The sequence below is a fragment of the Phenylobacterium conjunctum genome, assembly GCF_042679085.1.
In the GTDB taxonomy this organism is placed as follows: domain Bacteria; phylum Pseudomonadota; class Alphaproteobacteria; order Caulobacterales; family Caulobacteraceae; genus Phenylobacterium; species Phenylobacterium conjunctum.
Genome location: NZ_JBHTLQ010000028.1, coordinates 1 through 13,215, shown reverse-complemented (window position 1 = coordinate 13,215; position 13,215 = coordinate 1). Strand labels below are relative to the sequence as shown.

The 13,215-nt window shown below is 68.1% G+C and carries 13 protein-coding genes; 5 read left to right on the top strand and 8 right to left on the bottom strand.

Annotated elements, in window-relative coordinates:
• Positions 1 to 122 precede the first annotated feature (122 nt).
• Positions 123 to 2,207 (top strand): ATP-binding protein, encoded by a 2,085-nt coding sequence (locus ACFQ27_RS12840; RefSeq protein WP_377353863.1) that lies wholly within the window; start codon positions 123 to 125, stop codon positions 2,205 to 2,207.
• Here the strand turns inward: ACFQ27_RS12840 and ACFQ27_RS12835 are convergent, their stop codons facing one another.
• Complete coding sequence (locus ACFQ27_RS12835) at positions 2,208 to 2,729, bottom strand: nuclear transport factor 2 family protein (protein ID WP_377353862.1); 522 nt, start codon at positions 2,727 to 2,729, stop codon at positions 2,208 to 2,210.
• Entirely contained in the window at positions 2,730 to 3,167 is a 438-nt protein-coding gene (locus ACFQ27_RS12830; protein ID WP_374347380.1) for an HIT family protein, read from the bottom strand.
• A gap of 50 nt (positions 3,168 to 3,217) precedes the next feature.
• Here ACFQ27_RS12830 and ACFQ27_RS12825 point away from each other — a divergent pair, with 50 nt between their 5' ends.
• Both ACFQ27_RS12825 and ACFQ27_RS12820 read left to right on the top strand, forming a co-directional pair.
• On the top strand, positions 3,218 to 3,796 hold the full coding sequence (locus tag ACFQ27_RS12825; protein ID WP_377353861.1) for a DUF4287 domain-containing protein: 579 nt from the start codon (positions 3,218 to 3,220) through the stop codon (positions 3,794 to 3,796).
• 162 nt (positions 3,797 to 3,958) lie between these two features.
• Positions 3,959 to 6,283 (top strand): TonB-dependent receptor, encoded by a 2,325-nt coding sequence (locus ACFQ27_RS12820; protein ID WP_377353860.1) that lies wholly within the window; start codon positions 3,959 to 3,961, stop codon positions 6,281 to 6,283.
• Between the two features lie 21 nt (positions 6,284 to 6,304).
• On the opposite strand, the gene ACFQ27_RS12815 is transcribed toward ACFQ27_RS12820, so the two are convergent.
• The 4 genes from ACFQ27_RS12815 to ACFQ27_RS12800 form a co-directional block, all read right to left on the bottom strand.
• The gene (locus ACFQ27_RS12815; protein ID WP_377353859.1) at positions 6,305 to 7,483 is read right to left on the bottom strand and encodes a GNAT family N-acetyltransferase; all 1,179 of its coding nucleotides are present in this window, start codon (positions 7,481 to 7,483) and stop codon (positions 6,305 to 6,307) included.
• Positions 7,480 to 8,244 (bottom strand): glycerophosphodiester phosphodiesterase, encoded by a 765-nt coding sequence (locus tag ACFQ27_RS12810; protein WP_377353858.1) that lies wholly within the window; start codon positions 8,242 to 8,244, stop codon positions 7,480 to 7,482. Before ACFQ27_RS12810 ends, ACFQ27_RS12815 begins: the two co-directional genes overlap by 4 nt.
• Positions 8,241 to 8,702, bottom strand: a complete 462-nt coding sequence (locus ACFQ27_RS12805; protein ID WP_374347389.1) for a RidA family protein — start codon at positions 8,700 to 8,702, stop codon at positions 8,241 to 8,243. The genes ACFQ27_RS12810 and ACFQ27_RS12805 overlap by 4 nt, the downstream gene beginning before the upstream one ends.
• Before the next feature lie 108 nt (positions 8,703 to 8,810).
• The gene (locus tag ACFQ27_RS12800) at positions 8,811 to 9,245 is read right to left on the bottom strand and encodes a phasin family protein (RefSeq protein ID WP_374347391.1); all 435 of its coding nucleotides are present in this window, start codon (positions 9,243 to 9,245) and stop codon (positions 8,811 to 8,813) included.
• A 271-nt stretch (positions 9,246 to 9,516) separates the two neighbouring features.
• Between ACFQ27_RS12800 and ACFQ27_RS12795 the strand changes: the two genes are divergently transcribed.
• A complete protein-coding gene (locus ACFQ27_RS12795; protein ID WP_374347393.1) occupies positions 9,517 to 10,830 on the top strand; it encodes a D-alanyl-D-alanine carboxypeptidase in 1,314 nt (437 codons plus the stop codon).
• A 313-nt stretch (positions 10,831 to 11,143) separates the two neighbouring features.
• Here ACFQ27_RS12795 and ACFQ27_RS12790 read toward each other — a convergent pair whose 3' ends face one another.
• On the bottom strand, positions 11,144 to 11,572 hold the full coding sequence (locus tag ACFQ27_RS12790; RefSeq protein WP_374347395.1) for a J domain-containing protein: 429 nt from the start codon (positions 11,570 to 11,572) through the stop codon (positions 11,144 to 11,146).
• Positions 11,572 to 12,393 carry a division plane positioning ATPase MipZ gene (locus tag ACFQ27_RS12785; RefSeq protein WP_374347397.1) on the bottom strand — a complete coding sequence of 274 codons (822 nt, stop codon included), beginning with the start codon at positions 12,391 to 12,393 and terminating at the stop codon, positions 11,572 to 11,574. The genes ACFQ27_RS12790 and ACFQ27_RS12785 overlap by 1 nt, the downstream gene beginning before the upstream one ends.
• Positions 12,394 to 12,561: 168 nt before the next feature.
• Here ACFQ27_RS12785 and panC point away from each other — a divergent pair.
• Positions 12,562 to 13,215: pantoate--beta-alanine ligase (gene panC, locus ACFQ27_RS12780; protein ID WP_377353857.1), on the top strand; the 654-nt coding region annotated here is incomplete at its 3' end.

The following is a 13,215-nucleotide window of genomic DNA, read 5'->3' as shown; positions in this document are numbered from 1 at the left end:
CGGACCCTGTCCGGGGCTCTTTTGCATGGGCGCGCCAAATGGCGGCTACACCTGCGAGCTTGGCCGTGGTGAAGTGACGGGGCTTGGGTCAGGCGCGACTCGCCACCCGGCGAGAGGTACCCGTGGACGCGCCGACGCTCAGGCTGTTCAGACCGGCCCAGACGCCCCGATCGGACGTTCTTCCCGTCGCGTTTCTGGCCGCCTATGCCGCAGCCGCCATCCTCGCCTACTCCTGGACCACCTCCACAGGCGGGCTGGCCGTGCTCTGGCCCTGCAACGGCATCCTCGCCGCCGCCCTCCTGCTGCTCAGCCCACGCCCAGCGATCATCGTCGCCGGCATGTGCGGCATGCTGGACCTGCTCTGCGCCTATCTGAGCGGCAGCACCGTCTCCCGCGCGATCCTGATCTCCGGCCTCGACGTGGCCGAGGCTCTGTTGGCCGCGGTGCTTACCCGGCGGTTCTGCGGCGCGGCGCTCGACATGACCTCCGTGCCGAGGGTGCGCAACTTCGTGCTCTTCGCCGCCCTGCCCGCCAGCCTGATCATGGGCACGGCGGGCTCGATCCTGGCGTTCGAAAGCGAATTCCAGAAGCTCTGGGGCGCCTGGGTGATCGGCGACTTCCTGGGCATGATTACGGGCGCGCCGACCGCCCTCCTCCTCGCCCGGTTCCGCCGGTTCGACATGGCGACCCCGGCCGGTACAACCGAACGCATCCTGCTGCTGGCCCTGCTCAGCGTGGTGACGGCGGTCCTGTTCTGGCTTCCCGTCTCGCCCCTTTGGGCGATGTATCCCATCGGCCTGCTGGTGGTGATCCGCATCAGTCCACCATTTGCGACACTCGGTGTCCTGGTCATCGCGGTGATCGCCACGGGGCTGACCGTGCGAGGCTATGGCCCCATCGCCGCCGCCCAGATCGACACCAACAGCAAGGTTCTCGCACTCCAGGCCTATCTGGCGACGGTGCTGCTCTCGGCCCTGATCCTGGCGAGCGTCTTGGCCCAGAGGGCGCGCGCCCAGGCCGGCCTACGCCGGGCCCTGTCCGCGGCGCACCGGGCCCGGCGCGACGCCGTACAGGCCGCCGGCGCCAAGGGGCGCTTCCTGGCGGTGATGAGCCATGAGATGCGCACGCCGCTGAACGGGATCATCGGCTACACCCAACTGCTTTCCGCGCGGAAGGACCTGCCCGCCGATGCGCGCCAGCAGGTGGCCGTGATGCAGACCTCCAGCCAGGTCTTGCTGGCCTTGATCAATGACGTGCTGGACTATTCCCGCGCCGAGTCCGGGCGGCTCGAGCTGTCCATTGAACCCTTCGATCTGCCCCAGGCGGTCCGCGAAACCGTAGAGGCCGTTCGGCCAGGGCTGGAGGGCCGGCCCGTCCGTCTGGTGCTCGAGGTCGATGCGGTGCGCGGCCAGTGGCGGCGCGGGGACCAGCGCCGGCTCAGCCAGATCCTGCTGAACCTGCTCAGCAACGCCATCAAGTTCACCGACCGTGGAACCATTACGGTCTCGGCGCAGCCCCTGGACGATGGATCACTCGTGCGCCTGATGGTGGAAGACACGGGGATCGGCGTGCCCCCGGACAAGCTCGACAGCCTGTTCACCCCCTTCTTCCAGGCGGACTCCGGCGACCGGCGCAACTTCACCGGCGCCGGGCTGGGCCTGACCATCATCCAGTCCCTGGCCTTGCTTATGGGCGGGACGGTGGGCGCGGAGAGCCAGGAAGGCCGCGGGTCCCGCTTCTGGGTCGACCTGCCCCTCCCCTTCGCCGAGCCGCCCGCAGCGGCCGAGCCGAGCGCCGCACCCCGGCCAGAACCGGAGCAGCCGCCGCGGGTGCTGGTGGTCGACGATCACCCGGTCAATCGCCAGGTCGCCATGCTGATGCTGGATGCCGCGGGCTTCTCCGTCGACACCGCCTGCAACGGCGCCGAGGCGGTGGAGGCGGTGCAGGCCCAGACCTATGACGCCGTCTTCATGGACCTGCACATGCCGGTGATGGACGGTCTGGCGGCCGCGCGGGCCATTCGCCGCCTGCAAGGCGCCTCCGCCAAGACCCCGATCATCGCCATGACCGCGGCGGCCATGCCGGAGGATCTCGCCCGCTGTGACGACGCCGGCATGGACGGGCATATCGCAAAGCCCATTGAGCATGCGGCCCTGCTGGAGGCCGCGCTCAACGCCCACCACCCGCCGCGCAGCGCCGCGGGCTGACTAGACCAGCGGAGGCGTCTGGCCGACCAGTTCGTAGACCGGGTCATCGGGCCAGCGGCCGCTGACCGGGCCACGCCCGGCGGACTTGCCCGGCGCTGGGCCGGACTGCTCCTGGATCCAGTCGAAGACCACGGTGCGGTTGAGAATGCGCCACTCGTCGCCACGCTTCTCGAACCAGTCCAGGTAGCGGCCTTCCATCTGCAGGTTCACCACCGCCCCGCCCCGTCCCGGCTGACGCTGGAGGGCGGTGAAGTAGGACTCCACCGCCGCGCCGCCCTCGCGGAACGTGATCAGCACATTGTGGATCTGGTGCACGCTCTGTTCGATGGTCGGCAGGGTCTGCATCGCCCAGTCGACAAAGCCTGAGGCGCTACCCTTGTAGGGACCGTGGTCATCCGTGCCGTCCGGCCAGTAAGCCGAGCGAAGCGCCGCCTCCTCGGCCCGGTCGATGCCGCGGCAATAGCGATAGAGGCAATCGCGGATCGCCTCCCGGTCCAAGAGCTCCTGCACCTGGGCCGACATCTAGGAGATCATCGCCGAGATCTGTTCGGCCAGGGCCTTCAGTTCCGCCGGATCGGCCATGCCGCCCGCGCCATGCCGGCCCAGCGCCACCCCGTCCCAGCGCGGGATGATGTGGAAATGCAGGTGATAGACGGTCTGGCCCGCCGGGGCGCCGTTGAACTGGGTGATCACCAGGCCGTCGGGCTTCAGGGCCGCGCGAACCGCCTTGGCCACCCGCTGAACGCCCAGGATCAAGGGCGCGAGCACCGCCGGGTCTTCCTCCAGAAGGTTCCGAGCCTGGGAGTGCTTGGGGATCACCAGGGTGTGGCCCTTGCTCTGCGGGAACACATCCATGAAGGCGAAGCAGTGTTCGTCCTCGAACACCCGGGCCGCGGGGGCCTCGCCGCGCAGGATCTTCGCGAAGATGTTGCCGTCGTCGTAGGTCCCGTCCAAGCTCATGACGCACTCCCGTTTCCGTCCCCAGCCTCCTAGCACAAGAGGGTCCGCCCATGGGAAGCAACGCCCCGTCCGGCCTGACCGAACGCCAGGAAAAGTGGTTCGCGTCCGTTCGGGCCGGCCTGGAGCGCGAGACCGGCAGGAGCCTGGAGGACTGGGTCGCCATCGCCCGCGCCTGCCCCGAGAGCAAGCCCAAGGCGCGCACCACCTGGATGAAGACCCATCACGGCCTGGGGCTGAACCGGGCGACCTATGTCTTCTCGGTCGCCTTCCCGGACCAGGACCGTTGGTCGGCGCCCGACGACCTGCGCGCCAAGCTGTGGCGCGATCCCGGCCAGGCCGAAATCCTGGCGGCGATCGAGCAGGCGGTAGGCGGTCTGGACGGCTTGGTGGTGGGTCAGCGCACCGGCTACACGGCCTTTTCCCGCAAGACCCAGTTCGCCGCCCTACGGCCGATCAAGGGGGGCGCGGCCCTGGGCCTGGCCTTGCCCGCCGACACCGCGCCGGAGCTAGCCCCCGTCGCCAAGGACGGCTGGTCGGAGCGGTTGACCGCACGCCTGGTGCTGGCCTCCGCCGCAGAGGTCACGGACAGGATCAAGGCCCTGCTCGCCCAGGCCTGGGCGAGATCCTGAGCCTGGCCACGATTGGCGTCAGCGTCGAAAATCCTCGGTCAGTTTTGACATATTGTTCAATTTTAGAAGGACTTAGGGCTTTCATCTAAAGCTCAAGCTTCTGTCGCAGACCCGTCATCAGACCTCCCTAGGCACACCCATTCTGAGCCCAAGGGGACCCCGATGACCAACCGCAAACTGCTGCTGCTCGCCAGCGCCACTGCCGCCGCCCTGTGCGCCGCCGCCGCCCACGCCGATGCGCCCGACGCCGCCACCCAGGTCGAGGAGCTGATCGTCACCGCCCAGAAGCGCGAGCAGAAGACGCTCGAAGTGCCGATCGCCATCACCGCCTACGGCTCTGACAGCCTCGACAAGCTGGGCATCCAGGAATTCGAGGAGCTGTCGCTCTACGTCCCGGGCTTCGAGGTCCAGAACCAGTCGCCGAACAATCCGGGCTTCGTGATGCGCGGCATCACCTCGGACTCCGGCGAGGCCACCAACGAACCCCGCGTCTCGGTGTTCCAGGACGGCGTCTCGATCTCCAAGTCGCGCGGCTCCTACATCGAGCTCTTCGACCTGCAGCGGGTCGAGATCGCCAAGGGCCCGCAGTCCACCCTCTATGGGCGGGGCGCGCTGATCGGGGCCGTGAACCTGGTCCAGGCCAAGGCCAATCCCGCCGGCTGGGACGCCAAGTCCAAGGTCGAGGTCGGCAACTATGGCTACGCCATGTTCGAGACCATGCTGAACATGCCGGTCTCCGACACTTTTGCGGTGCGGGTCTCCGGTCGCCTGAAGAAGCGCGACGGCTTCGTCGACAACCTGCTGGGCGGCGAGGACTTCAACTCCACCGACACCGCGGCGGGCCGCATCGCCCTGCGCTGGCAGCCGACCGACGCGCTGAAGGCCGACCTGATCTTCAACTACGAGAAGGACCGCCCGAGCGGCACCTCGTTCAAGTCCCTCACCTACCTGCCCACCGATCCGACCACCGGCAAGGTAATCGGCGACCTGGGCCGCAACTCCGGCGCAGCGCTCTCGGCCTCGGACGGCTTCGAAGGCGGCAAGCCGCTGGGGCTCAACCGTTCGGTCCGCGGCCTGACCGCCCTGGTCGACTACAAGATCAGCGACAGCCTCAGCCTGTCCTCGATCAGCGCCTATCGCCGCTTCGACAGCCTGGAAGTGTTCGACCCGGACGGCTTCTCCCTGCCCCTGATGGTGTTCGCCGAGGACGCCCACGGCCGCCAGGCCAGCCAGGAAGTCCGCCTGAACTACGACGCCGGCGGCAAGCTCACCGCCTTCGGCGGCGTCAGCTACTTCTGGGAGGACGGCTACCAGCGCGTTCCGCTGCAGTTCAACGAGAAGATCTACGCCCTCGTCGCCGGCGGCCTCCTCCCGAAGCCCGCGGGCCTGTCCCTGCCGGTGGTGACCGCCGTGGCCCCCGCCGCGCTCAAGTCCGTGCACCGCGAGACCTACGCCAACTACGGCGAGACCAAGTCCTATGACGCCTTCGCCGACGCCACCTACAAGGTCACCGACAAGCTCGAGCTGACCGCTGGCGTCCGCTACACCTATGACGACAAGACCAGCGGCTATCAGGCCTACCTGGTCAACGGCGGCTCGGTCCTGGCGGGCTCCACCGTCACCCTGGCCCGCGGCCTGTTCCTGCAGCCCACCGCCAACGGGGCGATCCAGTCCAAGGGGATCACCGACTCCGGCCTCACCTATCGCCTGGTCGGCCGCTACATGCTGAACGACCAGACCAGCCTCTACGCCTCCTACGCCCGTGGCCGGCGCCCGAAGGTGCTGGCGGTGGGCGCGCCGACCACGCCGGGCGGCGCGGTGCGGTTCACCGAACTGCCGGCCGAGAAGGTCGATTCGTTCGAGATCGGCGCCAAGAGCGACCTGTTCGAGCGCCGGCTGAGCCTGGAAGGCTCGGTCTATCACTACAGCTACGAGAACTTTCAGACCTCGGTCCTGAACTCGGCCGGCCAGATCGTCTCGGCCAACGCTGGCGAGGCCTCAGCCACCGGCTTTGAGGGTCAGGCCACGGCTCGGCCCACCCAGAACCTGGAAGTCTTCGCCACCTACGGCCACAACCACGCCCGCTTCGGCAATGGCCTGTTCAAGGGCAACAGCTTCCGCCTGAGCCCCGACGACTCGGTCTCCTTCGGCCTGAAGGCGAGCTTCGACGTGCTGGGCGGGACCCTGGCCTTCACACCCACCTACACCTGGCAGTCCAAGGTGTTCTTCGACAGCAACAACGACCTGCCGAAGTTTCAGAGCGCGGACAAGATCCAGGACGAGGTCCAGGGCGCCTATGGCCTGCTGAACTTCAAGGTCGGCTACACCCCGGCCAACGGCCCCTGGGCGGTGGAGGCCTTCGTCACCAACGCCCTGAATGAGAAGTACATCAAGGATGCCGGCAACACCGGCGACGCCTTCGGCATCGCCACCTTCATCGCGGGCGAGCCGCGCTATTACGGCATGTCCTTCAGCCTGAAGTACTGACCCGCGCGCGGGCCGGCGGGGTCAGTCCCCTGTCGGCCCGTCGCCTTCTCGGAAGGGCGAGTACTCGTCCGAGAGCCACTCCATCTCGCCCTGGACCGCTTCGCGTTCGCGCCTGCAGAAGTCGGCCACAGCCGCGTTCAGCCGCGGATCAACGATGAAGTGGGCCGACCGCACCGGCGCCGGCAGATAGCCCCGGGCGATCTTGTGCTGCCCCTGCGCCCCGGCCTCGACCCGCGCCAGGCCCCGGCCGATGGCCCACTCGATGGCCTGGTAGTAGCAGAGCTCGAAATGCAGAAAGGGGATGTCTTCGATACAGCCCCAGTTGCGGCCATAGAGGCAGTCGTCGCCGATCAGGTTCAGGGCCCCGGCGATCCAGCGCCCATGACGCCGCGCCATCACCAACAGCACCCGATCCGCCATCCGCTCGCCTAGCAGCGAGAAGAACAGCCGGTTCAGATAGGGCCGCCCCCACTTGCGCGAGCCGGTGTCCATGTAGAACGCAAAGAAGGCGTCCCAGTGATCCTCGGTAATGTCCGCGCCGGTCAGGCAGACGATCTCGACCTCAGCTTGCGCATCGCGACGCTCCCGCCGGATGGTCTTGCGGCGACCTGACGACAGGGCGCCGAGGAAGTCCTCGAAGCTCGCATAGCCGGCGTTCAGCCAGTGATACTGCTGGCCCTGGCGCTGGGCCAAGCCCTGCCCGCCCAGCCAGTCCCATTCGTCCGGCAGCGGGAAGTTGATGTGCAGGGATGAGGCCTCATAGCGCTCCGTCAGGGCCACGGCCCCGCCCAGCAGGATCCGCCGGGCCTCATCGGCGTCGACGTCCGGCCGCACCAGCAGCCGCGGACCCGTCGCCGGCGTGAAGGGCGCCGCGGACAGGAGCTTGGGGTAATAGGCGCCGCCGACCCGCTCATAGGCGTCGGCCCAGGCGTGATCGAAGATGTATTCGCCCTGGCTGTGGGACTTCAGGTACAGCGGCATGACCGCCGCCACCCGGCCCGCCTCGTCCTCGATGGACAGGTGCTGCGGCCCCCAGCCCTGGCGCTCCACCGCACAGCCCGAGGCCTCGGCGATGTCCAGGAAGTCGAAGCTCGTGAACGGGTTGGCCGCATAGGCTGGATTGGACGCGCAGGCGTCCCAGCCCTCGCGCCCGATCTCGGCGATCCGGCGGCTGACCTGGACCGCCGACGTCAGCGTCACGCCTTGAAGCCCTCGAAGATCAGGTTGTCGCAATGGTCCTTCAGCGGCTCCCACTGCTCGGGCTTGCGCACGGTCCAGGCGACCAGGGGCATGCCCTTCTCGCGATAGGCCTGGGCCTCGGGGCTGAGCGCCGTCTCCAGGCTCATGGCCAGGAAGTGCGGCTTGGCGATGGAGACCTGTTCGAGCTTGCGGAACGCCTTGCGCTGCTCCGGCGACAGGAAGGGGGTGTCCTTGTCCAGCCAGGACCAGCTGTCCAGGCCCCGCAGAACGCCAGGGAACCGATCGGCGAACCAGGCGTGCGAATAGGGGTTGAAGCCGATCACGCAGGTCGGACCAGCGTGGTCGATCAGGATCTCATGGACACGCTGCTCCAGGGCGCCCACTTCGCCGAACGGGGTCTTCAGCTCCACATGGACCATGGCCCGGTGGCCGATCAGGGCCAGGGTCTCCATCAGCGTCGGGATCCGCTCGTCCGTGCCGTTCAGGCGAATCTCGCCCAGGTCGGCGGCGGTGTAGTCCTTCAGCTTGCCCTCGCGGCCAGTCATCCGCTTCAGCGACGAGTCATGGAAGACCATGGCCTCGCCATCGGCGGACAGCTGCACGTCCAGCTCGATGCCATAGCCGGCCTGGCAGGCGGCCTGGAAGGCGCCCAGCGAGTTTTCCGGCGCGCCGTCCGGCGACCACAGGCCGCGGTGGGCGATGGGCGGGTGGAACAGGAAGTCCCAGGCCTCGCCGAAGCGTTCGTGCCCCGTCTTGCTCACCGGACTTCCACCACAGCGTCGACCTCGACGGCGAAGTTCATGGGCAGGCGATAGACCCCAACCGCCGAGCGGGCGTGCTTGCCCGCGTCGCCGAAAGCCAGGACCATCAGGTCGGAACAGCCGTTCACCACCTGCGGAATTTCAAAGAAGGACGGGCCGGCCTGGACGAAGCCGCCCAGCTTGACCACCCGCACCACCCGATCCAGGTCGCCGTCGCAGGCGGCCCGCATCTGGGCGATCAGGTTCACCCCGCACATGGCGGCGGCTTTCTTGGCGGTCTCGGCGTCGACATCCTCGCCGACGATCCCCCGCACCCCGCCGTTGGCGTCGATCGACACCTGGCCAGAGATGTGGACGAGGTTTCCGGCCCGCACGAAGGGCACGTAATTGGCGACGGGGGCCACGGGCTGAGGCAGCGTGATCCCGGCGGCGGTGAGGCGTTCTTCGACCTTGGACATGCGCCCAGGTCTAGCGCTCCAGGTGCAAAGAGAAAAGGCCCGGACCGTCGCCGGTCCGAGCCTTGAGAAGTTGAACGCCAGCTTGCGCGGCGTTCCAGGGAGAGAGGGTTAGCGCGCGGCCTGCATGCGCTCGACCAGGGCGGTGACGCGCTCGTTCAGCGGCTTCACCGAGTCCTTCATCGAGGCGGCGACGGTCTCGCTCATCTTGCCGACTTCGGCCATGTAGGCTTCGAGGGCGGTCTTGGCGAAGGTGGTCTGCAGCTCAACCACTTCCTGGACGCTCTTGGCGGAGCCCAGCGACTTGGCGGCGGCGACTTGGTCCTCGATGGCCTTCTTGGAGTAGGCCATGGCCTGGGCGCCCAGGGCTTCAGCGCCCTTGGTGGCGGCCGAAACCGAAGCGATCACGGCTTCGAGGTTCTTCTTGGAATGGACGTTGGCTTCGTTCAGTTGGGCCAGCGACTTTTCGATGGCGTCCTTGAACGCCTTGTTGCCGGCGGTGGTGAACTGTTCGACGGTCGACTTGACGGTTTCGGCGGCGGCCATGTGACTGCTCCTGGTGCGGGGTGTCGCGGTGCGAAACCGCGGAATCAGGGAACTACGTTGAACTCGCAGCCTAATTCTCATGTTGCAGTGCAGCAGTCAAGGGATTTTGTTGCACCGCACAATCGCCTCTCCGGGGAACCCGGCGCCTGCGGCCATTGAGCTCGCTCAACAGGTGTTTACCATCGCGCAAGGCGGAACCTGCCATGTTAGGGTTCCTTGGTTCGGCGGCGGGGGGCGCCGCCCATATTCATTGACGAGACGGACGAAGCCGATGCTCGAGCGCGCCCGCCAGATGTTTGCGTCCTTCGGGGTCGCCGTGAGCCTTGCGCTGGCGGCTGCGCCGGTTTCCGCCCTGGCCCAGATCCCCTTCCTGCAGCAGCCGACGGCCCAGCCGAAGTACGCCGCCATCGTCGTCGACGCGAAGTCCGGCGAGGTGCTCTACGCCAAGCGCGCCGACAGCCCGCGCTATCCGGCCTCGATCACCAAGATCATGACCCTGTACCTGACGTTCGACGCGCTTAGCAGCGGGCGCCTGAAGCTGGACGATACTGTGGTCATCTCGCCCCGCGCCGCCGCCCAGGCCCCGACCAAGCTCGGCCTCGCGCCCGGCGAGACCCTGACGGTGGAAGACGCCATGCAGGCCCTGGCGATCAAGTCGGCCAATGATATCGCCGTCGCCCTGGCCGAGCGGATCGGCGGCAGCGAGAGCCGCTTCGCCGCCATGATGACCCTGCGCGCCCAGGAACTGGGCATGGCCAACACGCGGTTCGTGAATGCGTCCGGCCTGCCTGACAGCCGCCAGATCTCCACCGCCCGCGACATCGCCATCCTGTCCCGCGCCGTGATGCGGGACCACCCGCAGTACTACAAGCTGTTCAGCCAGACCCAGTTCACCTTCCGGGGTGTGACCATGCGCAACCACAACGGCCTGTTGGTGCGCATGCCGGGGGTGGATGGCCTGAAGACCGGCTACACCAACGCCTCGGGCTACAATCTCGCGGTCTCGGCCGTGCGCGACAATCGTCGCCTGATCGCCGTCGTGATGGGCGGCCCGTCCACCGCGGCCCGCGATCTCAACGCCGAAGACCTGCTGCTCACCGGCTTTGACGTCATGTCGCGCCGGGATCGCGGCGAACGCATCACCGTCGCCCAGAACCTGTTCGAGCCGGAGCCCACGGGCCCGATCACCCGTCCCTCCTCCGAACAGGGCGATGGCGAGCAGGATGGCCTGAAGATCGTTCTCGCCTCGGCCACGCCGCCGCCCGCCAACACCTCGACCTTCCAGATCGTTGAGCCCCGGACCACCGCCCTGCGCGGCGCCCAGGAGGCTGCGAAGACCACGCGCAAGCCCGCCGGGCGTTGGGCGGTGCAGGTCGGCGCCTTCAAGTCCAAGGCCCTGGCCAAGAAACAGCTGACCTTTGTCGAGCAGCGGTTCAAGGCCTTCGCCAAGGCGGACGGCCGCGTCACCGAGGACGACGGCACCTACAAGGCCCAGTATCGCGGCTTCGACGAGGACGACGCCCGCAGCGCCTGCAAGGCCATGAAGGCCAAGAAGCTGTCCTGCATGGTGATCTCGCCGGGCTGAGGCGGACCTCAAATGTGCTGGGTGGTCTCGGCTCTATCCGCTCCCTTCTCCCCTTGCGGGAGAAGGTGTCAGCGAAGCTGACGGATGAGGGGTCGCGCCGCCCCTTCCGAAGTGCCTTATAGCGCCATCCGTTAGAGGTTTGAGAGACCCCTCATCCGACCCTGCTCCGCAGGGCCACCTTCTCCCACAAGGGGAGAAGGACGCTTCACGCTGCCCGGGGGACGATCAATTGAGGACGGCCGCTAAGGCGTAGCGGTCGATAGTAGGCTCTGGCTTCTGCAGCCATCACGCATTGCGTTTCGAGGCAGGCGACTCAGCGCTTCAGCAGCCGATCCCGGGCGGCGTTGAGCTGGGCGGCCAAGCCGTCGGTGCCGCCCGCGTCCGGGTGGGCCACTCGCATCAGTCGCGCATAGGCGGCCTGGATCTCGGCCGTCGTCGCCTGAGGGCCGACCCCGAGGATCGAACGCGCTTCGGCGTCGCCAAGACTGAGGCTCGGCTTAGGCGCCGCAGCGGCTGTGGGCCGAGCGGTGCGGACCGTGCTGGCCAGCCACAGCCCAATGACGAGCAGGACGATCGCCCTGCCCCACTCCCCGCGCACGCCGACATAGGCGCCGCCTGCAAAGGCGGTGACCGCCAGGGCGGCGGTCAGGATTCGCCACTGACGCCGCCCGAGACCGGGAATGCGACCGCCCAGCCAGAACAGGGCGGCCAGGGCGGCGCAGCCGAGCGCCAGATAGAGCACTATTGGGCGGCCAGGAGCTCGTCGCCGGCCGCGCCCGACAGGCCAAGGGAGCCGACCAGAGCCCGGAGTTCCTGGCGCGCGGCCACGTGCTGCAGGGACATGGCCACCGGCTTGATGGTCGGCGACAGGTCCGCGATGGTCAGGCCGAACGGGAACAGCTCGCGATAGATGACGCGGTCGCGCAGGCCTGGGCCGACCCGGAACCCGACCCGGCGCGACAGGGCCTGGACCCGCTCGTCGACGCGCTTGCGGTTGCGGGCCTCGGTGGGGGCCAGACGATTGCGCAGCACAACCCAATCGATGGAGCGGCCGGAATTGGCCGCGCGGATCTTGCGGCTGTTCCACACCGTCTCGGAATAGAGGCTGGGCCGCTTCAGCTCCAGGGTCACCGGGTCCACCACGCCCAGCATGTCGAAGTCGACAAAGCTGTCGTTCATGGGCGTGACGATCAGGTCGGCCAGGCCATGGGCCGCGCGGCTGACGGCGGTGTCGCCACCGGGAGTGTCGATGAGCACGAAGTCAGAGGCTTCCGCCTCGCCGAAGGCCTGCTCGAACCGGCCGAGCGCCTCGTCCTCGCTGGCGCGGGCCAACTCGGCGCTGGAAATGTGCTCCACCGGCATGGGCGCAGACGCGCTGTTGGCGTCCAGCCAGGCGCGGCGGTTGGCGAAGAAGTGGGCCATGGATTGCTGGCGCAGGTCGAGGTCAAGCACCGAGACCCGGGCGCCGCCGTGCAGCAGGGCCGTCGCCAGGTGAATGGCCAGGGTCGACTTGCCGGCGCCGCCTTTTTCGTTGCCGACGACGATGACCTTGGGTTGGGGCATGGCTTTAGGGGACTCCACCATCAGTGTCGGCTATTTCGCCGATTCTAAAGGTTAACCTGGGCCTGCGCGGCCCCCGGCGTCAACGCAACAAAGGTCGCAGGTTGTGGACGGATGGACGCGCCCCCCGGGACAGTCCATAAGCCGCCTCCCCAGTTTGTGGAGGCTGCCATGTCCCCCGCTCCCCTGCCCGTCGCCCGCACCCTCGAAGCCCTTCGCCGCCAGGTCGCCGCCTGGCGCGCCGCCGGAGACCGCGTGGCCATGGTTCCGACCATGGGCGCCCTGCACGACGGCCACCTGTCGCTGGTGAATCTGGCGCGCACCAAGGCCGACCGCGTGGTGGCCAGCGTGTTCGTGAACCCCACCCAGTTCGCCCCGCACGAGGACTTCGACGCCTATCCGCGCGACGAGGCCCGCGACGCCAGCCTGTTGGCCCAGGTGGGTTGCGACCTGCTCTACGCCCCGACCGTCGACGTGATGTACGCCCAGGGCTTCTCCACCACCGTCACCGTGTCCGGCGTCTCCGAACCCCTGGACGGCCAGGCCCGGCCGACCCACTTCGCTGGCGTCGCCACCGTGGTCACCAAGCTCCTGCTGCAATGCGGACCGGACGTGGCCGTATTCGGCGAGAAGGACTACCAGCAGCTGCAGGTCATCAAGCGCCTGGTCGCCGATCTGGACATCCCCGTCGAGGTGGTGGGCGCCCCCACGGCCCGCGCCGCCGACGGCCTGGCCCTGTCCTCGCGCAACGCCTACCTGACCGCGGACGAGCGCGCCAAGGCTCCGACCCTGGCCGCCGCCCTGCGCCGCGCCGCCGAGCGCCTG